The 22,677-nt window shown below is 51.8% G+C and carries 16 protein-coding genes and 1 tRNA gene; 9 read left to right on the top strand and 8 right to left on the bottom strand.

The features are described 5' to 3' along the window. Nucleotides 1–5: 5 nt before the first annotated feature. Together ACYU8Y_RS17340 and ACYU8Y_RS17335 are read left to right on the top strand one after the other, a co-directional pair. Nucleotides 6–3,263, top strand: a complete 3,258-nt coding sequence (locus ACYU8Y_RS17340) for an efflux RND transporter permease subunit (protein ID WP_460939313.1) — start codon at nucleotides 6–8, stop codon at nucleotides 3,261–3,263. Nucleotides 3,264–3,275: 12 nt separating this feature from the next. Next, on the top strand, nucleotides 3,276–4,409 hold the full coding sequence (locus ACYU8Y_RS17335; protein ID WP_460939312.1) for an efflux RND transporter periplasmic adaptor subunit: 1,134 nt from the start codon (nucleotides 3,276–3,278) through the stop codon (nucleotides 4,407–4,409). A gap of 20 nt (nucleotides 4,410–4,429) precedes the next feature. Here ACYU8Y_RS17335 and ACYU8Y_RS17330 read toward each other — a convergent pair whose 3' ends face one another. Next, entirely contained in the window at nucleotides 4,430–4,789 is a 360-nt protein-coding gene (locus ACYU8Y_RS17330; protein ID WP_460939311.1) for a winged helix-turn-helix transcriptional regulator, read from the bottom strand. Nucleotides 4,790–4,915: 126 nt separating this feature from the next. Here ACYU8Y_RS17330 and ACYU8Y_RS17325 point away from each other — a divergent pair, with 126 nt between their 5' ends. The 3 genes from ACYU8Y_RS17325 to ACYU8Y_RS17315 all read left to right on the top strand — a co-directional run bounded on the left by ACYU8Y_RS17325 (nucleotide 4,916) and on the right by ACYU8Y_RS17315 (nucleotide 7,101). Next, nucleotides 4,916–5,896, top strand: a complete 981-nt coding sequence (locus ACYU8Y_RS17325; protein ID WP_460939310.1) for an alpha/beta hydrolase family protein — start codon at nucleotides 4,916–4,918, stop codon at nucleotides 5,894–5,896. Nucleotides 5,897–5,947: 51 nt separating this feature from the next. Beyond that, on the top strand, nucleotides 5,948–6,658 hold the full coding sequence (locus tag ACYU8Y_RS17320) for a DUF2461 domain-containing protein (protein ID WP_460939309.1): 711 nt from the start codon (nucleotides 5,948–5,950) through the stop codon (nucleotides 6,656–6,658). 152 nt (nucleotides 6,659–6,810) lie between these two features. Next, a complete protein-coding gene (locus ACYU8Y_RS17315; RefSeq protein ID WP_460939308.1) occupies nucleotides 6,811–7,101 on the top strand; it encodes a hypothetical protein in 291 nt (96 codons plus the stop codon). Nucleotides 7,102–7,104: 3 nt separating this feature from the next. Here the strand turns inward: ACYU8Y_RS17315 and arr are convergent, their stop codons facing one another. From arr to folP, 5 genes are all read right to left on the bottom strand, one after another. Then, nucleotides 7,105–7,521, bottom strand: coding sequence for an NAD(+)--rifampin ADP-ribosyltransferase (arr, locus tag ACYU8Y_RS17310; protein ID WP_460940314.1), 417 nt, complete (start codon nucleotides 7,519–7,521; stop codon nucleotides 7,105–7,107). A gap of 205 nt (nucleotides 7,522–7,726) precedes the next feature. After that, nucleotides 7,727–9,217 carry a glutamate synthase subunit beta gene (locus ACYU8Y_RS17305; RefSeq protein ID WP_460939307.1) on the bottom strand — a complete coding sequence of 497 codons (1,491 nt, stop codon included), beginning with the start codon at nucleotides 9,215–9,217 and terminating at the stop codon, nucleotides 7,727–7,729. A gap of 15 nt (nucleotides 9,218–9,232) precedes the next feature. After that, entirely contained in the window at nucleotides 9,233–13,807 is a 4,575-nt protein-coding gene (gltB, locus tag ACYU8Y_RS17300) for a glutamate synthase large subunit (protein WP_460939306.1), read from the bottom strand. 532 nt (nucleotides 13,808–14,339) lie between these two features. Next, nucleotides 14,340–14,412, bottom strand: a tRNA-Lys gene (locus ACYU8Y_RS17295). An 80-nt stretch (nucleotides 14,413–14,492) separates the two neighbouring features. Beyond that, the gene (folP, locus tag ACYU8Y_RS17290; protein WP_460939305.1) at nucleotides 14,493–15,335 is read right to left on the bottom strand and encodes a dihydropteroate synthase; all 843 of its coding nucleotides are present in this window, start codon (nucleotides 15,333–15,335) and stop codon (nucleotides 14,493–14,495) included. An 85-nt stretch (nucleotides 15,336–15,420) separates the two neighbouring features. Here folP and ACYU8Y_RS17285 point away from each other — a divergent pair, with 85 nt between their 5' ends. The 3 genes from ACYU8Y_RS17285 to ACYU8Y_RS17275 all read left to right on the top strand — a co-directional run bounded on the left by ACYU8Y_RS17285 (nucleotide 15,421) and on the right by ACYU8Y_RS17275 (nucleotide 17,783). After that, complete coding sequence (locus ACYU8Y_RS17285; RefSeq protein ID WP_460939304.1) at nucleotides 15,421–15,987, top strand: DUF1599 domain-containing protein; 567 nt, start codon at nucleotides 15,421–15,423, stop codon at nucleotides 15,985–15,987. Between the two features lie 64 nt (nucleotides 15,988–16,051). Then, nucleotides 16,052–17,194: a BT_3928 family protein gene (locus ACYU8Y_RS17280; protein WP_460939303.1), complete on the top strand. Its 1,143-nt coding sequence runs from the start codon at nucleotides 16,052–16,054 to the stop codon at nucleotides 17,192–17,194. 82 nt (nucleotides 17,195–17,276) lie between these two features. Next, the gene (locus tag ACYU8Y_RS17275; RefSeq protein WP_460939302.1) at nucleotides 17,277–17,783 is read left to right on the top strand and encodes a shikimate kinase; all 507 of its coding nucleotides are present in this window, start codon (nucleotides 17,277–17,279) and stop codon (nucleotides 17,781–17,783) included. 52 nt (nucleotides 17,784–17,835) lie between these two features. Here the strand turns inward: ACYU8Y_RS17275 and ACYU8Y_RS17270 are convergent, their stop codons facing one another. Then, nucleotides 17,836–19,416, bottom strand: coding sequence for a hypothetical protein (locus ACYU8Y_RS17270; protein WP_460939301.1), 1,581 nt, complete (start codon nucleotides 19,414–19,416; stop codon nucleotides 17,836–17,838). A gap of 173 nt (nucleotides 19,417–19,589) precedes the next feature. Continuing rightward, complete coding sequence (locus ACYU8Y_RS17265) at nucleotides 19,590–20,918, bottom strand: hypothetical protein (protein WP_460939300.1); 1,329 nt, start codon at nucleotides 20,916–20,918, stop codon at nucleotides 19,590–19,592. Between the two features lie 313 nt (nucleotides 20,919–21,231). Between ACYU8Y_RS17265 and proS the strand changes: the two genes are divergently transcribed. Next, nucleotides 21,232–22,677, top strand: a 1,446-nt coding sequence (proS, locus tag ACYU8Y_RS17260) for a proline--tRNA ligase (protein ID WP_460939299.1), incomplete at its 3' end; no start/stop codon positions are given.

Genomic DNA, 22,677 nt, shown 5'->3' with positions numbered 1-22,677 from the left:
CCGTTATGATCAAAGCTGCTCTAGCCAAACCCATTACCGTAATCGTCGCACTGGCGGGCATCGTGCTGTTTGCGGTGTTGGCGCTGCTCCAGATTCCGGTGGACATTTTCCCCCGGCTGAATTTGCCCACGATCTACATTGCGCAGCCTTACGGTGGCATGACGCCCGCCCAGATGGAAGGTTTTATTGCGACCCGCTACCAGAATCAGTTGCTGTACGTATCGGGGATCAAGAACGTGGAAGTAAAAAACATTCAGGGGCTGTGTCTGGTCAAATGTACGTTCTACGAAGATGTCAACATGGCGCAGGTATCGGGCGAGGTAGCCAATCAGGTCAGCCGGGTAATGAATTATCTGCCGCCCGGTACCGTCCCGCCCACCGTCGTCCGGTTCGACGCATCGAGCTTACCCGTGGGTCAGTTGGTGTTTAGCAGCCGCCGGGCATCGCTGGGCGAGATGCAGGATTTAGCCTCTACCCGCATACGGCCTCTGTTCTCCCAAATTCCCGGTGCATCGGCTCCGTCGCCGTTTGGTGGCAACGAACGGACCGTCGTCGTGAACGTGAATCCCGAACGGATGCGCAGCTATGAGCTGACGCCCGACGAGATTGTGCAGGCAGTGGTGAAGAACAACCAGATTTCGCCCGCCGGCAGCGTGCAGATGGGTGACTATACGGTCATGACCCCCAGTAATACGGTACTCGACAAGGTAAGCGAATTCATGAATATTCCGCTCCGGAAAGGGGTAGGGCCCACCGTGTTTCTGCGCGACGTAGCGTCGGTCGAAGATGCGACCGACATTACGGTGGGTTACGCGCTGGTCAATGGCAAACGGTCGGTTTATATTCCCGTAACCAAGAGTGCCGATGCGTCGACGATGAGCGTTGTGGGTGCGCTGAAAGCCAAACTGCCTGAAATGAAGGCACTGTTGCCCGATGATGTGAAGCTTACCTACGAGTTCGACCAGTCGGTCTATGTCACGCAGGCGGTGCATAGTCTGGCGGTGGAGGGCGGTCTGGGCGCGATTCTGACGGGCCTGATGGTGCTGGTTTTTCTGGGAGACTGGCGCAGTTCGCTGATTGTGATTCTGACCATTCCGGTATCGATTCTGAGTGCTATTTTGCTTTTAAACCTGACCGGGCAAACCATCAACATCATGACCCTGTCGGGGCTGGCGCTGGCGATCGGGATTCTGGTCGACCAGGCGACGGTGGTGATTGAAAACATTCACCAGCATCTGGAAATGGGAAAGCCGAAGGCCCGCGCGATTCTGGATGCCTGTCAGGAAATGTCGTTTCCACTGCTGCTGATTACGCTGTGTATTCTGGCGGTGTTTGCCCCGGCCTTTCTCATGAACGGGGTGCCGCGCGGGATGTTCCTGCCCCTTTCGCTGTCGGTTGGCTTTTCGATTATCGCGTCCTACATCCTCTCGCAGGTATTTGTGCCGGTCGTGGCTAACTGGTGGCTGAAACATCATGAACACGCCAGTCCGCACGAATTAAGCGTACTACCTGACCTGGCCCATCAGCCAGAAACCCGGCAGGAGCAGTACGAAGAGAAGCACCCGGAAAAAGTAACGGGTTTCGAACGATTCAAGCTGGGCTACCTGCGGCTGCTCGACAGCCTGATGGCCCGGCGGGTACTGGTCATAAGCGTGTATGCGCTGGTTTGCGCGCTGCTGATTGGCGTTGGTTTTACCCAAATTGGGCAGGATATGATGCCGCGTCAGAATCACGCGCGTCAGTTTCAGGTACGGATCGTCGGGCCACAAGGACTACGCATCGAACGGACTGAAGAACTCACTAAGCGGGTTATCAAGCAGATTAACGACATTGTAGGTCCCAATAATGTTGCGATTTCGTCGGCCTTTGTGGGGATGACACCCTCCAGTTACGGCACCAGCGCCCTGTACGTATTCAATGCCGGGCCGCATGAAGCCGTTCTTCAGATTAATCTGGCCGAAACCTATAAGGTTGAGTCGCTGGATGCGCTGAAAGAACAGATTCGCCAGCGGGTCCGGGGGAAAATGCCCAACGTCCGGCTGTCATTCGAGCCCATCGACCTGACCGACAAAATCATGAGCCAGGGCGCGCAAACGCCTATCGAAATTCTGGTGGGTGGGAAAGACCTTACCGAAGGCCAGCACTACGCCAACCGCCTGTTGACCCACCTGCGCGAGATTCCATACCTGCGCGATTTACGCATCAATCAACCGCTGAGTTACCCGACGGTATCAATTAAAATAGACCGCGAACGGGCGGCTCAACTGGGCCTGAGCGCCGACGAGATAGCCAAGTCGCTGGTGGCGGCTACCGCATCGAGTCGGTTCACGGCCAAAAACCTGTGGCTCGACCAGTCGAAAGGATTTGCCTATCAGGTGCAGATTCAGCTGGAGCAGGACCAGATGAAGTCCGTCGCTGACATTCAGGCGATTCCGCTGGTAAAAGGGCAACTGCGCCCCACGCTCGGCGACATAGCGGCTATTACGCCCACGACCGTACCGGGTGAATACGACCGCATCGGTCCCCGACGGATCATTACCGTATCGGCCAACATCAACAACCAGGATTTAGGCACGGCCACGCGGGATGTACAGGCGGCTATCACAGCGGCTGGCGACCCGCCGAAAGGCTCGGTAGTTGAACTACGCGGACTGGCACAACTGCTTCAGGAAACGCTCGGCAGCCTTCAGTTTGGGTTAGGCCTGGCCATTGTGGTGATCTTCCTGCTGCTGGCGGCCAATTATCAATCGTTCAAGGTGGCCAGTGTGGTGCTGGTGAGCATCCCGGCTGTGCTGGCGGGGTCGCTCACGTTGTTGCTCATCACGGGGCAAACCCTGAATCTGCAATCGTACATGGGCATTATCATGTCGGTGGGCGTATCGGTGGCGAATGCGCTGCTGCTGGTGACCAACGCCGAATCGTTGCGACTCCGCTACCGGGATGCCCGGGCGGCCGCACGGGTAGCGGGTGCCGCCCGACTACGGCCCATTCTGATGACGGCTTTAGCCATGATTGCCGGGATGATTCCAATGGCGAGCGGACTGGGTGAATCGGGCGAACAAACCGCCCCGCTGGGCCGGGCCGTCATTGGTGGTCTTCTCTTTTCGACCGTAGCGGCCCTGTTGATTTTACCCGTCGTATTTGCTGCGGTCCAGCGCAAAACCGCGTTCGATTCGCCCTCGCTCGACCCCGACGATTCAACCAGTACGGTTTACGATGGCAACGCCGTTGCCCAACCATCCGAATCGACCCTTACCTATTAACCCTGATCAATCATGGCTGTATATTCTGTTCTTCGTCCTTATTTACACGCAGCGGTCCTCAGCGGCATGGGATTTCTGTTGAGCCAGTGCGGCAATTCGTCCGCCGAAAAAAACGCGATGGCCGAAACACCAGTGGATGAAGAAATCCGGTACGAAGCCATCCGAGTTACGGCCTCCCGCCCAACGTCAGAACTGAACTTGCCGGGTGAGCTGGAAAGTTATTACGAAACCGATCTGTATCCCCGCGTGAGCAGCTACGTCAAGGCGCTGCACGTCGATATTGGCGATCAGGTACGTAAAGGCCAGGTGCTGGCGGAACTGGAAGCCCCCGAACTGACCGCCAATCTAACGGAGGCCTATTCGAAAGTAAAAGCGGCCGAAGCCGTTTACGGCGCCAGCAAAGGCACATTCCTGCGCGTGCTACGAACCAGCCGTACGCTGGGCGCTATTTCGCCCGTCGATCTGGAAACCTCCCGCACGAAAGCCATTTCGGATAGTTTAGCCGTGGTCGCGGCCAACGCCCACTATAGTTCCGTGCAGCAGCTGGTTAGCTACCTGAAAATAACCGCCCCCTTCACCGGCGTCATTACCGACCGTCGGTTGTCGCCTGGTGCATTTGTCGGACCGGGTGGGCAAAACGGCGTACCGATGCTCAAAATCAAACAACTTGATCGGCTCCGGTTACGTATCGCCGTTCCGGAGGCTTACCTGGGCGATATTCGTCGGGGCAATCCGGTGCAGTTTTCGGTACGTAGCTTTCGCAACCAGACATTCACGGGCCGGATCAACCGTGTTTCCAACAATGTGCGCCCCGAAACGCGCTCCGAACTGATTGAAATTGACTTTCCCAACAAAGGCGGCAAGTTAAAACCGGGTATGTTTGCCTCGGTCCGGCTACCGGTCAGTTCGTCGGGCGAAGGCAGTTTATACGTTCCCAAATCAGCCGTGATTAGTACGATGGACCGCACATTCGTGCAGAAAGTAGAGAAGGGCAAAGCGGTTCGGGTAACGGTTCAGAAAGGCGATGATAGCGCGGGCCAAATGCAGGTGTTTGGTGAGCTGAAACCCGGCGATATCATCCTGAAAACCGCCAGCGAAGACATCGCCGACCAGGCAGCGGTGGAAACGCACGTAGTAAGCCAGTAGGCTAAGCAACGCCGACGGTTTTATAAACTCGGGACTTCGTTCATAATCTTCGCCCGGTGAACCTGCCCCCAACTGGCTAGTGAGTCCAATACGGGCTGGAGCGTACGCCCGTAGTCAGTGAGCTCGTATTCCACCGTGATGGGCCTGGTGGCCAAAATTGACCGTTTGACTAAGCCATTTACTTCCAGTTCTTGTAACTCTTTCGAGAGCATTTTGGAGCCAATTCCTTCCACGGCCCGGTGCAGTTCCATATAACGTTTCTTACTGAAGGCCAGGCTGCCGATAATCATCACTTTCCACTTGCCCCCTAAAATATCCTGTGTATCCTGGATAGCCCGTAGATACGGCTTGCAATCCGAAGAAGTCTCTTTCCTGTGCATGCGTTTTCCCATTACTTAACGAAACCACTTCCTTCAAGGATACTACTTCCCTTTGGGGAACTACTGTACAAAGTAAAGCGATAGGTGTGAACTTTGCCACTGAACTGAATCCGTAATAGATGACATATGAGTGCGCCAATAACACCTATCCAGGATGAAACGGGTACCCCACAAAGGCCGGTTCTTTCGCTGCACCCGATTACCCTCTCCGCCCCGGAACGGGGCAACGATTTAAAACTGCGGGTGTCTGCCCCGGTTACGGGCTCTCACCTTCCGGTGATTCTCTTTGCCCATGGCTTCGGTTCATCAGCAGACGGCTACGCGCCCTTGGTGAACTACTGGGCCGCTCACGGCTTTGTCGTCATTCAGCCAACCTTTCTCGATTCCAGAACGCTCAGCTCGGCTCCGAAAGCCTCTCATCGTGAAGCGGTGAGCGCTTATCTGAATGATCCTCGAAAAGAGGTTATGTGGCGCTACCGCGTAGACGATATGAAACAGATTCTTGATCAACTGGCTTTACTTGAAGAAGCTTTCCCAAGCTTGACGGGACGTCTTGACCTGACCCGCATTGCCGCCGTTGGTCATTCATTTGGTGCTCAAACGGTCGGCCAACTCCTGGGTACTCGCGTTATCCAGGCGGATGGCCGGCTGGGCGAGGACCTGCTCGATGCCCGCATTAAAGTGGGGATACTACTGAGTACTGGTGGCCAGGGAGGGGAGGACTTGAGTCCCTTTGGCGCCGAACACTTTCATCACCTTAATCAGAGTTATGCGCAATTGACCACGCCCACCCTAGTGGTGGCCGGCGACCAGGACTATTCCCCCCTGACCCTACGAGGACCAGATTGGTTTACCGATGCGTTTCATTTGAGCCCTGGGGCTAACTGGTTAGTAAGTTTATTTGGGGCCGAACATATGCTAGGCGGAATCAGCGGGTATTTAGTGACCGAAACAACGGACGAGAATCCGCAGCGGGTAGCGATGGTCCAACGGCTTACTTGGGCTTATCTACAAAGCGCTCTTTACCCGAACGACCCCGCCTGGCCTACTGCGATTCACCAACTGTTGGAGAGTACTCATCCACTTGGTCGGGTCGAAGCTAAATAGTTCATTTCGGGCCATACATCCCTCCGGCATCTTCCGTATCTTTGGTTGGTTATGACAACAAAGACTTCTTCAAAAGCGGCCTTCACGGCGCCTACTCTGGAGTTCATGCGCGAACTCGTTCAAAATAACAATCGGGAGTGGTTTCAGGCTAACCGCCCTCGCTACGATGCGGCCAAAACCGAGCTTTGTGGCGTAGTTGAGCGAGTTCTGGCTGGACTAAGTCCGTTTGAACCTTTGGCTAACACAGCCGTTAAAGACTGCATTTTTCGGATCAACCGGGATATTCGCTTCTCAAAAGATAAGGCTCCCTACAAGTCCAATCTGGCGTTTGCCATTGGACCCGGTGGTCGGCATTCGGGCCGGATCGACTACTACGTGCACATTCAACCGGGCAACCAATCGTTCCTGGGTGCGGGCATGTGGCAGCCAACACCCGCTAATCTCGCCAAATTCCGGCAGGAGGTAGATTATAACGTTGAGGAATTAAAGACGATCATCGAGGCTGAGGAGTTCAAATCGTATTTTCCGGAAGCGTCAGGGGAGGTTATGAAAACTACGCCCAAAGGATACCCCGCCGACCATCCCGACATTGACTTGCTGCGCCGGAAAGAGCTTTTCTTTATACATCGATTTACGGATAAAGAGGTGCTAAAACCAAATTTCGCCGACGAAATCGTACGCGGCTCGCGCATCATAAAACCTTACTGTGATTTGTTGAACTACCTGTTTTTCGACGAGAAAGAGGAGCCGGTAACGTTGTAACTCATAGGGGAGTCGATTTTCACCTACAGAACCTCTGTTGTTTTTTGTGGAAAATGGGCTTTTAAAAATTATTTTCTCCTATTCACTTTGAAATACAAAGTACTTTATAGTACATTTGGTTCATGAACTTTTTACTATAAATAACAACGGTTATGCTTACTCAGAACAGAAGACTGATCGGTATACTGCTCACTGTAGCACTTTTACTGTCTGTGCCACTTATTGCGATGCAATTCACTAATGAGGTGAAATGGAGTCCTTTCGATTTTATTGTGGCTGGTATACTGCTGTTCGGCACGGGTCTGACGGGTGAGCTTGTGATCAGGAAGGTAAACCGCATGAATTACCGGATTGCTATCTATGGAGCGATTTTGGTGGTACTCGTTCTTGTTTGGATCGAACTGGCTGTCGGCCTTTTCGGTTCACCACTGGCTGGTAGCTAGGCGTTAGTCTTCAATTGCCTCGATACCCAATTGTTTAAGTCGTTCAAGGTTCTCCTTCATCGCGTTGAGGGACTCGGGAGAGTGCCCTTGCCAATCAACGACCTCGCCCGTAACGCGAAGCGGATTTCGGGAGCGGTATGACTTTGTTGGATTACCCGGATACTTTTTGTCCGTCAAATTGGGGTCGTCTTCGATCGGGCCAGTCGGTTCTACGGTATAAATTCTGCCGGGCCCTTCACCTAAAGCTAGTTCAGCGCCCCAAATCGCAGCATCTAACGTGGCAGTCAGATAAATATAGGACGCCTTCTTTCGCTTACCATAGTTGGAAGGAAAGCCGGGTTTGATCAGGTCGCCCTGTTTCAGATTAGCTTTCGTACCATGATAGAAACGCTGGGCACTCAGATCATGGGGAGAATCGATTGACTTGTCATCAGATTCATTCGTTTCCATTTTCATTGTCTTGTAAGGAATGACTTCTGCATACCTGCACTAAGGAGGAAACGAAGTAATTGCCTTTTTGTTGATTAGCAATTAGTTAAGCCAAACAAAAAGCCCGGCATCTTACGACGCCGGGCTTGGAATTAGTTATTCAATGCCATTATTGTAGATTGAAACGGCTTAAGTTCTACTCCACCGCAATCATCGAAACGGCTTTGGCTTCAAGCATGGTTTCGCCCATCAGGTAGCAGTCGGCGGCACGGGCGGCTTCGCGGCCTTCCGAAATTGCCCACACCACCAGCGATTGACCCCGGCGCATATCGCCAGCGGCAAACACTTTAGGGTTGCTTACGGATTGGTAATTCGTTGCTTTTACATTACCCCGCTCGTCATATTCCAGACCAAGGTTATCCAGCAGACCTTCGTGTTGCGGATGCAGGAAACCCGCGGCCAGCAAGGCCAACTCACAGGGAATTTCACGTTCCGATCCGGGCAATTCGACCATCTGCATGCGGCCATTTTCGTTTTTCCAGGTCAGGTCGACAATGCGCAGTGCTTTCAGGTTACCCTGCTCATCACCAATAAATTCTTTTGTGTTGATTGACCAATGGCGGTCGCAGCCTTCCTCGTGGGAGGTACTGGTGCGGAGCATCATTGGCCAGTTGGGCCAGGGGGTGTTTTCTGCCCGTTCTTTGGGGGGCATTGGCATCAGCTCAATTTGCGTCACGCTGGTTGCCCCGTGCCGGTTCGATGTACCAACACAGTCGGAACCCGTGTCGCCACCACCAATAACGACAACGTTTTTGCCGGTAGCCAGCAAGTCGCCATCGCTATATTTCTGACCCTGGTGATCGACTTCAACCGGCAGATTGGCATTGCGCTTATTCTGCTGGCTAAGGAACTCCATAGCCGGGTAGATGCCTTTCAGGTTGCGACCGGGAATGGGTAAATCACGCGGCACGGTTGACCCGCCTGTGAGCATAACCAAGTCGAACTGGTCCAGCAAATCGTTGGCTTTCAGATGTACGCCAACATTAACGCCGGTTTTGAACGTGATTCCTTCGGCTTCCATAACTGCCAAACGACGGTCGATGGTCCATTTCTCCAGTTTGAAATCGGGGATACCGTAGCGTAATAGGCCTCCAAGCTGATCGGCGCGTTCGAAAACGGTTACGGTATGACCGGCTTTGTTCAACTGAGAAGCCGCGGCCAGCCCGGCAGGACCGGAGCCTACAACCGCGATTTGTTTTCCCGTCCGTTCCTTGGGCGGCTTTGGCGTGACATAGCCGCGCTCAAAGGCCACTTCGGCAATCGATTTCTCAATGAATTCAATGGCAACGGGCGGCTTGTTAATACCTAACACGCAAGATGCTTCGCAGGGGGCGGGACAAATGCGTCCGGTAAATTCCGGGAAGTTATTGGTCGTGGCCAGAATCTCGTAGGCATAAGCCCAGTTCTGTTCATAGACCGCGTCATTGAATTCAGGAATGATATTGCCCAGTGGACAACCGCTATGACAGAACGGGGTACCACAGTCCATACAACGCGCGGCCTGCCGCTGTGAGTCCTGTTCCGAGAACTGAACCTCAATTTCCTTATAGTCATGAATCCGCTGCTGCGGGTCGCGCTTTTTGGGTAGTTCACGCGTAAATTCTAAAAATCCGGTAGGTTTTCCCATAATAATATTTCGCCGTTACCCGTGCGTCACATCAACCGTTATATCCTGATAAACAATGTTTTTGTCGCGAATTTGATCGGCCAGCGCAATACCCCGCCCAGCCAGTGCCTTGCTGAAATCGCCGGGCATTACTTTCACGAACCGGCTAATCTGCGCGTCCCAATTCTCAAGCAGAGCGAGCGCCACATTACTGGTTGTGTACTGGAAATGCTTCTCGACGTATTCGCGGATGATACCCTGATCTTCATCCGTAAGGTTTTCAAGGTTAACCATTTCCGGGTTAACCTTCGACGCGAACGTGCCGTCCTGGTCGTAAACATAGGCTACACCCCCCGACATACCGGCGGCAAAGTTGCGGCCCGTTTGGCCCAGAATGATGGCCAGACCCCCCGTCATGTATTCGAGACCGTGGTCACCCACGCCTTCAACCACGACTTTAGCCCCGGAGTTGCGTACGCAGAACCGTTCGCCCGCCATGCCCCGGATGAAAGCCTCACCCGAAGTAGCTCCGTAGAAGGTCACGTTACCAACGATGCTGTTTTCTTCCGGTTTGAACTGCGCTGTTCGGTCGGGATACACGATCAGTTGAGCCCCACAAAGCCCCTTGCCAAAGTAGTCATTGGCATCGCCTTCCAGTTCCAGTTTGATGCCGGCAGTTGCGAAAGCACCAAAACTCTGGCCGGCGGTTCCGCGCAGCTTGATATGAATCGTGCTGTCGGGTAAACCCGGACCACCGTATACTTTCGAGATTTCATTGGACAGCATCGTGCCGATGCTCCGGTCGATATTTTGTACGGTAAACTCACCGTAAACCGATTCGGCCGAAGCTAGTGCCGGTTGCGCCACTTCAATCAGCTTCCGGTCGAGGACGTCGTCCAGGTAGTGATTTTGTTCTTCCTGTTTGTAAAGCGCTACATCGAGGTTAGTCGGTTCCTTATACAGGAGCGCGTTGAGGTTTACTTTCTTGTACTTCCAGTGCGGTAGGTTTTCGCGCGTTTCGAGCATTTGTGCCTGACCAACCATTTCGTTGATCGTGCGGAAGCCGAGGTCGGCCATAATCTCGCGCAGTTCCATGGCCAGGAACGTGAACATGTTAACTACATGCTCGGGTTTACCCGTAAAGAGCGCCCGTAGTTCTTTGTTCTGCGTAGCTACGCCTACCGGGCAAGTGTTCAGATGGCATTTGCGCATCATGATACAGCCCGTAGCCACCAGTGCGGCTGTGGCCACGCCAAATTCTTCGGCTCCAAGTAGTGCGGCAATGGCCAGATCACGGCCAGTCCGCATTTGCCCATCGGCCTGCACCGTTACGCGACCGCGTAGTTTGTTGCGCACCAGTGTCTGGTGCGCTTCAGCCAGACCCAGTTCCCAGGGCAGACCCGCGTGGCGGATCGACGAGAGGGGAGAAGCTCCCGTACCGCCGTCGTGGCCCGAAATCAGAATATGGTCGGCGTGGGCTTTGGCAACCCCGGCGGCAATGGTGCCAACGCCTGCTTCCGATACCAGCTTGACACTGATCCGGGCCGCCCGGTTTGCATTTTTTAGATCGGAAATAAGCTGCGCTAAATCCTCAATCGAATAAATATCGTGGTGAGGAGGGGGCGAAATCAAGCCTACACCGGGCGTGGAGTGGCGGGTCCGGCCAATCCAGTCATCGACTTTAAAGCCGGGTAACTGACCACCTTCGCCGGGTTTGGCTCCCTGCGCCATTTTGATCTGTAGCTCACGGGCGTTGGTGAGGTAGTAGCTCGTAACACCAAAGCGTCCCGAGGCAACCTGCTTGATACCCGAATTCATGCTATCGCCGTTGGCCAGGGGTGTGTACCGCAGTTCGTCTTCGCCACCTTCGCCCGAGTTGCTTTTACCACCAATACGGTTCATGGCAATGGCCAGGGTCGTGTGCGCTTCCCACGAGATAGACCCGAACGACATGGCACCCGTCGCAAAGCGTTTGAAGATGCTTTCGATAGGCTCAACTTCGTCCAGCGGGACGGAGGCACCCTTTTTGAACTTCAGCAGACCGCGCAGCGTAATGGCTTTCTGCGACTGGTCGTCGATCAGTTTTGAGTATTTCTTGAAAATCGAGTAGTCATTCTTCTGCGTCGATTGCTGAAGCAGGTGAATGGTGTCCGGGTTGAAGATGTGTTTTTCGCCCCGCTGCTTCCATTGGTAAATACCGCCCACTTCCAGCCGGGGTGCCGACACCGGCATATCCGGGAAAGCCACGCAGTGACGAACCAGAATTTCGCGGGCGATCTCATCCAGACCCATCCCGCCGATGCGCGACACCGTACCCGTGAAGTACCGGCTAACCACGTCTTCGTTTAAGCCGAGGCACTCGAAAATCATAGCGCCCTGGTACGATTGCAGCGTGGAGATACCCATCTTCGAGAAGATTTTGAGTAATTCGCCGTTCACCGCTTTGATGTAATTCTTATAGAGTTTGTCCAGGTCATAATCCACCTGGAGCAACCCTTTTTCCTTCATGTTGGCAATCGTTTCAAACGCCATATACGGGTTCACGCCCGACGCGCCATACCCAATGAGGGTAGCTACATGGTGGGTTTCCCAAACGTCACCCGCTTCGACGACAATACCGACCTTACCCCGTAATCCCTGACGGATAAGGTAGTGGTGAATCGCTGACGTAGACAACAGGGATGGAATCGGGGCATGGCTGGAGTCGATCGCCCGGTCTGATAGAACCAGAATCGAGTACCCATCCTGAATGGCATCTTCGGCATACCGACAAATACGGTCAAGGGCGCGCTCCAGTGATTTTCCCTCGCCATCGGCCGTAAACAGACAGTTGATGGTCTTGGCCTGGAAGTTTGGCTTGTCGATAAACCGGAGTTTGTCAAACTCTTTCGTCGTTAGTACGGGTTGATCCAGTTCGACCTGACGGCAATGTTTGGGTGATTCGCTCAACAGGTTGTACGTGGCACCAACAAATGAGATCAACGACATGATCGACCGTTCCCGGATGGAGTCAATCGGTGGATTGGTCACCTGGGCAAACAACTGCTTGAAGTAGTGGCTCATGTGCTGGCTCTGTTCCGATAACACCGCCAGCGGTACATCGGTCCCCATGGAGCCAAGGGCTTCCTTGCCCGTTTCGACCATGGGAGCCAGGATCATACGAAGGTCTTCTGACGTGAAACCGAAAGCCTGCTGCATCCGCAGTAACTTGGCCGGGTCGTAGTTACTATACGTCCGTATGGGCGATTCCAAGTCCTGAATCCTGACTTTGTTATCATCCAGCCATGCCTGATACGGCTTGCGGGACGATATTTCTTCTTTTATTTCTTCGTCCGATACGATCCGGCCCTGTTCCATATCGACCAGGAACATTTTGCCCGGTTGCAGACGACCTTTCGACACGACTTTCGCCGGATCGATATCCAGAACGCCGACCTCCGAGGCCATAATAACGATGTCGTCATTGGTTACCCAGAAACGTGATGGGCGAAGACCATTCCGGTCGAGGGTGGCACCAACGATGCGACCGTCCGTAAAGGATATCGACGCGGGGCCATCCCAGGGCTCAATAAGCGCTGCGTGGAATTCATAAAACGCCTTCCGAACGGGGTCCATGTGATCATTGCCATCCCAGGCTTCGGGAACAAGCATCATCATCACGTGCGGTAATGACCGGCCACTCATAACGAGGAGCTCAATCGCGTTGTCGAGGTTGGCGGAGTCGGACTGGCGCTGATCGCAAATCGGCAACAGCATGTCCATCTCATCTTTCGTAAACTTGGCCGATTCAAGAAGACCTTCGGCGGCTTTCATCCAGTTTACGTTACCACGCACGGTATTGATCTCGCCATTGTGGGCAATATACCGGAAAGGCTGGGCCAGTTTCCAGGATGGAAATGTATTGGTCGAGAAGCGCGAGTGCACAACGCCAAGGGCCGAAACAACTTCCTCATTCTGGAGATCCGGGAAGTAGGGCTCCAGTTGGAGGGTCGTCAACTGACCTTTATAGGTAATCGTACGGCACGAAAGCGACGAGAAATAAAAGGTATCAACGCCCGCAATCGTTTCATTGATGATGCGGGTACTGTAGTTACGAAGAATGTAAAGTTTACGCTCAAAATCTTCAGGATTGGTAATGTCGGCCGGGCGTCTGATAAACACCTGCTCCATCTGGGGTTCTGCCGAGCGGGACCCATTGCCAAGGTCACTGTTGTTGACGGGTACGATCCGGTAGCAAAGAAGCTCCAGGCCGAGCATTTTCATTTTCCGGTTGAGTACCGCCCGGCATTCCTCCCGGAGCCAGACGTCTTTCGGAAAATACACCATCCCTACACCGTATTCGAGGGCAGGAGGTAGGTGAACGCCCAGCTTACGGGTTTCATCGATGAAGAATTCATGCGGAATCTGGATAAGCAGTCCAGCGCCGTCGCCCGAATTTGGCTCGGAACCTACGGCACCCCGGTGCTCCATACGCCGAAGCATCTGGAGAGCATCCGACACAATTTTGTGAGACTTGCGGCCTTTGATATGGGCCACAAAGCCGATACCGCAATTGTCGTGTTCAAACTCAGGGCGGTAGAGTCCCGCCAGTTGGTCAACCTGATCAGACATGGTCGTAACAGTGTTGGGTAAGGTCAATGTTTCTCGATTTTGATTGTCAAAATCGTAAAAAACAGGGACGATTGTTGAGAAAAGCTAAATTAAAAGGTAGCCCAGACTATAAATTAAATCAGAAGATGGTAGCCGGGCTGACGGGCGTTTGTGACAAAGTCATGCAATATACTACTAAAAAAATTTGGCAAAAATCGCTTTTGCCGGAATTTAATAGTAAACGGTCTTAATTGTGAATTTGATTATAATTGTTCTTGGAATATATCAATTATTGTGAACTGTATTCTGAACAGATTATCGCTAAATGGCAATAAATGGCCTATTATAGTACTGTATTTGACATGAACTTTTGCCGGATTTGATGCGCGACTTTGGCTATCGAGCGTACAATATAATTCTTCTTGTGCTTTACGACTCTCTGCCGATTGCAGTAAGACGTACTTCGAACGAAGCCGGTAAGCCTAAACAGGTAGAAAAAGCTTGTTCGAGGAGCATAAAAAAAGCCGCTCAGGTGAGCGGCTTTGGCCTTTTGTGATCCGGCTGGGATTCGAACCCAGGACCCATACATTAAAAGTGTATTGCTCTACCAGCTGAGCTACCAGATCGTTACCCGCTTCAACAAACCAGCTGTTTGTCGTTTGGGAATGCAAAAGTAGGGTTTTGTTTTTGTAAGCGCAAGTAAATGTTAAAAAAAAGTTAATTGCTGAGTGAGTTCTACCGCTTCTACCGCTTCCCGGACATCATGAACCCGTAGGATAGAGGCCCCTTTCAGAAGAGCTACCGTGTTTATGACGGTCGTACCATTCAGGGCATCTTCAGCTTTGATTTTCAAGGTTTTCCAGATCGTCGTTTTACGCGAGAGACCAACCAGTATCGGCTCGTCAAATAGCCTGAAATCATCCAGATGATGCAGGAGTTCAAAATTTTGACTTGGGGTCTTCGCAAACCCAAATCCGGGGTCCAGAATTATATCTTTATGGCCCAAGGAGCGGAGTTCGGTTAGGCGAATGGCCAGTTCGTCGATAACTTCGGTGGCTACATCGCTGTAAGTCGCCATCGACTGCATGGTTTGGGGCGTGCCGCGCGTGTGCATAAGTACATACGGAACACCCAGTTCAGCAACGGTGCCAAACATAGCTGGGTCCAGTGTTCCCCCCGCAATGTCGTTGACCAGAGCTGCCCCCGCTGCCACTGCCTGCCGCGCCACCGATGCCCGGAATGTATCGATCGAAATCAGTGCATCGGGAAACGCAGCCAGGATGGCCTCAATACTGGGCAACACCCGGTCGGCCTCTTCGGCAGGGCTGACTTCTGCGGCACCGGGCCGGGTCGAGTAGCCGCCAATATCCAGAAACGTGGCTCCTTCCTGTTGCATGCGCTCGGCCACTCTAACGGTGTTGTCAAGTGATACGCGGCTACCGGCAAAGAACGAATCGGGGGTTATATTCAGAATTCCCATGACGGCGGGCTGGGTCAAATCGACAAGCCGTCCCCGGCAGTTCAGCGTTTTTTTCGTAACTTTCGGCATAAAATGAGTTTCGGGTTTACTGCTTTTGGTTCACGGTAAACGAACCCATACGTGAAGGTAAACCGAAGACCATAAACTGAAAACCGTGCATAATACTGAATCCGAATATCGGCAGGTTATCCAACGCTGCAAAGATTTATTTTTGAAAAAGAACCAGGACTACGGCACCGCCTGGCGAATTCTGCGTCTGCCAAGCATTACCGATCAAATCTTCATTAAAGCGCAACGCATTCGAACCTTACAGGAAACGGGCGTCAGCCGCGTGGGAGAAGGCATCGAACCTGAATTTGTCGGCATCATCAATTACTGCGTTATGGCGCTGATCCAGATCCAGTTGGCGGGCGATACGGCTAACCTGGTGGGAAACGACATTCCGACGGATGAACTTGAAAAGCTGTACGACGCTGAAATTGGCCGGGTTATTGATCTGTTATTTGCCAAAAATCATGATTATGGTGAAGCCTGGCGTGATATGCGGGTCAGTTCCATGACAGACATTATCTTGATGAAACTTCTGCGTACGAAGCAAATTGAGGACAATCAGGGAAATACATTAGTTTCGGAAGGCGTTGAGGCCAATTATATGGATATGATCAACTACGCCGTTTTTTGTTTGATAAAAATGACAAATGAGTTAAGAATGATTCGTTAAGAATGTTGTGTTTGGAATAAGCCACCTGCTATTCTTCATTACGAGTCATTCTGAACTGTATACTATGAACCCGACAACCTCGCAACCTAAAGTTAAGACCGGCACACCACCCATGTTGATTGCCGCCCGTATCGCCCGTATTCTGGTCGGTATCGTTTTTATTTTTTCGGGCCTTATCAAACTCAATGACCCTGTCGGTACACAGATCAAGTTTGAAGAGTATTTCGAAGTGTTCGCGCAGGATCTACCGTTCATGCACGACTTTTTCATGGCGCTGGTTCCCTTCACGCTGGCGATGTCGGTGCTATTTTGCGCTGCCGAAATTATTCTGGGCGTGGCGCTACTGGCATCCTACAAACCTAAAGTGACAGTTTGGCTCCTGTTTTTCCTGATTACCTTCTTCACGTTCCTGACGTTTTACTCCGCTTACTTTGACCGTGTGACCGACTGCGGTTGTTTTGGGGATGCCATTAAGTTGAAGCCCTGGACTTCGTTTGGGAAAGACATCGTTCTGATGGTGTTGATTCTGTTTATTATCGGTCACCGGAACCGTCTTCGTTCCCGCAATACGGGCTGGCTCGTCGGGTTAACGATTGTACTCACCTTGGGACTCGGTATTTATGCCGTTCAGTTTTTACCGCCTATCGATATGTTGCCGTATGCTGTTGGCAAAAGCATTCCAGCTCAAATGAAGCCATCAGAGCCCTTGCGGTACAAGTATTTGATGGAAAAGGGTGGTAAGACAACGGAATTTGAGCAATACCCGGCCGACCAGAGTTATACGTTCAAGGAAATGGTTCTGGTGAACCCAAATGCCAAACCCAAAATTACCGATTACCGCATCTGGAATGACGAAGGTGATTTTACACAGGAAACTTTCACCGGTAATAAGCTTTTCATCATTGTTAAAAACATCAAGGATATTGATGCGGGTAGTCTGCCTGCTATTCGCTCGCTGGTAGAAGGCCTACAGGGATCATCGGTAAAGCCGTACATTCTGACATCAACCAGCGACGACGAAATCAAGGCATTCCGGAAGGAGTTCCAGTTGGAAACCGTGCCGTATTACAAAGCCGACGCTACGGTTCTGAAAACGATCATGCGTTCGAATCCGGGAACCTGGTTGCTAAGTAACGGCACTGTTCGGGGTAAATGGCACTTTAATTCAACGCCGGACGCGGCTGCAGTACTGGAAAAAGTAAAATGAGTGAAAGAGTGAGAGAGCGAAAGAGTGGTGCTATCAACAGCAGTTCACTCTTTCGCTCTCTCACTCTTTCGCTCTTTAGTATATGAAAAACATCTTCCTGATTGGGATGCCATCATCTGGCAAGAGTACCCTGGGTAAGCGAGTCGCCGATGCTCTGCACTATCGTTTTGTCGATACCGATAAACTCATTACCCGCGAGGAGGGAAGGTCAATCGCTGAGATTTTTGCCGAATCGGGCGAAGACTATTTTCGGGAGGCCGAGCGCCGGGTGCTACGAACCATCAAGCCGGGGGGGAGTCTGGTCGTGTCGACGGGGGGCGGGATGCCCTGCTTTCATGATAACATGACCTACATCAACGCTACCGGTATATCCATATTTCTGGATGTTCCGGTGGAGATTCTGGTAAAACGAATGGTCGTGCATGCGCAGGAAGACCGCCCACTCCACAGGCCGGGCGACCCCGAATTGCTGGCTAACCTGAGACAACGCTACACCGCGCGATTTCCCATTTATAATCAGGCGACCGTTGTTGTATCCGGCGAAACAACCGGCGATGAGATTCTACAACGAATAGGTAAATTGTTATAACGTAAAAATGGCGTCCCCACGGGACGCCATTTTTACGTTATGCTTTGATTTTCTAGAAAAACACCCCGACAGATAACATAATGCTCGTGCTCCGATTGTTTGTTGCAACGGTTGGTGTATCGACGGCACTGGGCAGTTCAAAGGGTGTAAAACCTGATTTGTAGGTCAGGTATGTGCCCGCGAGATCAGCAAAGAAACGGTCATTGCGCATACCTAGCCCAGCTGATAGCTGAATTTTATCCCGGTCCGATTTTGCTACGCGGTCGAGGTCGACTTTATATGCGCTGGGCAAATAGCCAACACCCGCCCTTAACCGAAGCAAGCCCGCCCGAATTTCGGCCCCGGCCCGTACGTTCACGACATTTTGATACGTCTCCTTAACGAAGCCAGTCACGTCATTTTTGAAATCGGTATTGTCCTGCTGATTGGTGAATGAAGATGTACGAACCCGCATTCCCTGGTAGCCAACGTATTCGGCCGTTGCGGTGATGAATCCTATTTTGCCACTACCTAAAAAATAAGTAGCTCCACCAGAGGCCCGCAAAGGTGTCTGAAGAGAATACTCGAAATTATTGGATGGGTCGATCACATCCACGCTGTTGGTCTTGAGGGTAAAATTCTCTGGATTCGGGTTTTTAGCCACAGCTGTCAGCGTTTGGCCAAACACTTCGTTGGCACTACTGAAGGTTGGCGTTACGACCGTGGCACCTACCTGCAATTGCGGACTCAATTTATACATCAGGCCAAGTGATGCGTTTATACCGTTACCCGTAACGTTAAAGGTGTTTGTTTGTCCATAGTTATCAAAGACAGCACCATTCACAGGCCGTTCTAAGAAAATGTATTCAGACGAGTACTTCAACCGGGTCAGTGCAATAGAGCCGCCGATGTATAATTTGTCATCTAGATTACCGGCATACGCAATCGTCCATTGAGAATGCGCTCCTGAACGAGTAAGCGTTGCCCGCTGGTCTTTTTGCTTCGTCGCATCGAAACGCGTGTAAGGTGGCCCTGAACCATTCGTTCCTAAATCAGTGGGATTAATGAGGAACAGGCCATAGGCGGCCGCTTCTCTAAAGTCAGCGCTGCGGTCGCCGGGAAAGAAGGCATCGGATAGTTGCGCTTCACTATATCGGGCGTTGTTGGCCGCGTTAACATACGTTTGCGCTATCGATGAATTGGGGTTGTTGTTCAACCCACGCGCATCGGTGTAGTTGTAAAAGTTGGCGGATTGGGAATAGGAAATACCAAAAGCTGTCCGGCGCCAGCGTCGGTTATTGTCTGATCTTCCGGCTAACACAAGACTTAATTGGCCAATGCTAAGCTTGCCCCCCGTACTGTTCGTTTGCTGCCCCAGAAATGAATTCTGGTTATTGACAGATGTATACATGGGGCTAATGCTTAATTCAGACCGATTATAGAAGGCCAGACCAGCGGCATTACCAAATAGATTGCTGGCGTCGCCACCCAGGGCAGCATGATTTCCACCGAGAGCCCGAAAACGGGCCGTACCTGATTGGGTAAAGTCAGAATAGCGAAACGCATCATCAGCGTAGTCAAAAGCCGCTCCCTGACCAAACGCCAGCGGAGACAATAGCACGAGGGCTACCGATAAGGGGAACTGTTTATTCATGATTTTAATACGATTGGTGGCGTGTACTACAGGTTTTAGGCCTTAGAACGAATCAAGATCTCAACGTTTAATTCGAAGCGGACAATTAGGTAGCCATCACGACAAATACAAAACGAAAATCCCCGCTAATTGTCCTGATTAGCGGGGATTTTTTCAAAAATTAATTTAGCGTACTAGCGCGGACCACGTCCGCCACCACCACTTGAGTGGCCACCACCGCCACCGGAGGAAACTCCTCCGCCACCACCGCCATAGCTTGGTGCGCTGTAGCTCCGGCTTGGCGCACTATAGCTAGGTTGCTGATAAGTGGGTTGTGCCTGCTGGTAACTACCCCGGCTCTGGCTTTGATACGATGGCTGCTGATAGCTTGGCTGAGCTTGTTGGTAGCTGCTCCGGCCACCACCGCTGTAACCACTGTTTCCGGTAGAAGGTGTGTAACTACCCCGGCTGCTTTCCCGCGGCCGTGAATAATAAACATTACCTGAGTTACTGTTGTAGGCTGGCGCTGTAGCTGAGGAATTATTGGCTGCCGCCCGGCCGTTTCCGCTGGCGCTATTGTCGTAGTAATAAGAGCCCCGGCTGCTACCGTTACTCGGACGGGCATAATACCCGTCGCTGTTACTGCGCGTTGCTGTACTGGCTGAACCTGTATTGGCACTACGACCACCGTTTGGATTGTAGGTACGGGCCGAATTATCAAATGGCGCACTAAAACGACCTGCCGAACGGTCAGTTGTCCGGTTGTAGGTACGGTTCCGGTAGGGATCAGCACCAGCGACGTATACGTTGTTTACGTAAACAGGGCTTCCGTAATATCCACCATAGCCAAAGGGAGAATAGAACGGGCTGCCGAAACCGCCATAGCCACCGTACCCATAGGGGCTGTAGAAGGAATCGTATCCACCAAAGCCGAAAGGTGAGTAACCGAATGGCGAATAAGCAAAGGAATTGCCATAAAAAGGCGAGTAGAAAGGACTACCGAAGCCTATGCCAAAGCTGTTGTAGCCACCGTACCCACCAAATGCACCCAAGCCCAGGCCAAGCCCTAGTCCACTGTAAAAGCCAGTATTGTTGAATCCCCAGCGGTTCCAGCTATAAGCTGAGGCTGTAGCTGAATTATAGCCATTGACAAAACCTGAGTTGTAGGCATTTGTGCCCGTATCATTCCAGCCCGGATCGGGGGAAAGACCACGGTTGAGCTTGCGGGCACTCAGGTCAGCATAATACTCGTCCGTGTTGTTGCTTCCAGTTGAATTGTATTGCTGATCATCCACATAATCCGGGTTGGCATTACGGGATAAACGTTGTTGCCGGCGCGATTGCTGGGGAGCAACGGAGGAATAATCAGATGAGTTGCTGGTATAAACGGCGGCATTGCCGGAGTTGCCATACAAATCATCCATCTCTCCCGCATTTTGGGCTGTTTGCTTGCTGGAGCTACAACTCCAGATGCCCATCAGCGCAGCCAGAGAGAGGTAGCGATATAAGGGTTGCGTTTTCATTTAGCCAGGGAATTGAAGTAGTAAAGGCTCATATTGAGAACTCTTTCAATATATAACACAGGAATGACCTGTTTGATTACAAAAATAGACTAAAAACCTATCTTTGCAAGTTCTTGTACATTAGATTCCATTTTGTTACTAAAGGTTTAATTCTATTTAAAATAAAGTCAGAAATAGTCGTAGGAAAGTTGAGAAGAACCCAGAGGTAGCCATCATCGGCGGGTCGTGTCAATCAGTTAATGATTGCGCGCTGAACCAGGTGCAAACTCATTGTTTTATTCATCCATTCCTGACCAGTTCTGATCATTCACGCATGGCAAAAGCGCTTCCGTCCCGTAGTGAAAACTACTCCGAGTGGTATAACGAACTAATTAAAAAAGCCGATCTGGCCGAAAATTCGGCCGTGCGGGGCTGTATGGTCATCAAGCCCTATGGGTTCGCCATCTGGGAAAAAATGCAGCGGGCTCTCGACGATATGTTCAAAGAGACCGGTCACCAGAATGCCTATTTCCCGCTGTTTATTCCCAAATCCTTCTTGAGTAAAGAAGCTTCGCACGTTGAGGGATTCGCCAAAGAGTGCGCGGTGGTTACGCATTACCGGCTCAAAAACGCCGAGGATGGTTCGGGTGTAATCGTTGATCCCGAGGCCAAACTCGAAGAGGAACTCATTGTCCGGCCAACCTCGGAAACCGTGATATGGAGTACGTATAAGAACTGGATTCAGTCGTACCGCGATCTGCCGTTGCTCATCAACCAATGGGCCAACGTTGTTCGCTGGGAAATGCGCACCCGAATATTCCTGCGCACCACTGAGTTCTTATGGCAGGAAGGCCACACGGCTCACGCGACTTCCGAAGAAGCTCAGTTTGAAACGCGGCAGATGCTCGACATCTATGCCCAGTTTGCCGAAGAATGGATGGCCTTGCCGGTTATCAAAGGGACCAAAACAGCGAACGAACGGTTTGCCGGGGCTGACGATACGCTTTGTATTGAAGCCATGATGCAGGACGGGAAAGCACTTCAGGCGGGAACTTCGCACTTTTTGGGGCAGAATTTTGCCAAAGCATTCGAGGTACAGTTTCTGAATAAACAAAACCAGCTGGACTACGTGTGGGGTACTTCCTGGGGGGTATCAACGCGACTTATGGGGGCCCTCATCATGGCGCATTCCGACGATGACGGGCTGGTGTTGCCTCCGAAACTGGCGCCAATCCAGGTTGTTATCGTGCCAATTTACCGGAGCGACGAACAACTGGCGTTACTATCTGCCAAGATCAAACCGTTGGTGCAGGAGCTGAGAAAGGCTGGTATTTCTGTGAAATACGACGACTCCGATGCGAACAAACCCGGCTGGAAATTTGCCGAATATGAACTTCGGGGTGTACCGGTTCGGCTGGCGATGGGCGGACGCGATTTAGAAAATGGAACGGTAGAGATTGCTCGTCGCGACCTGAAAACCAAGGAAACGGTCCCTTTCGATGGCCTGACCGAGCATATCAAAAACCTGCTCGACAATATCCAGGAAACGATCTACGCAAAAGCTAAAGCATTCCGTCAGGAGAATACGTTTATCGTGGATACGTTCGACCAGTTTCAGGAGCAACTCGAAAAGGGTGGTTTCATTCTGGCGCACTGGGATGGAACGAGTGAAACGGAAGAAGCCATAAAAGAAGCAACCAAGGCCACTATACGTTGCATACCATTCGATCAGGAAGCCGAAGAAGGAGTAGACGTTTTTTCCGGTAAACCATCGAAGGGA

It is taken from the genome of Spirosoma humi (assembly GCF_054776575.1).
Note: the sequence above shows the minus strand (reverse complement) of the source record. Positions and strands in the feature narration are given on the sequence as shown.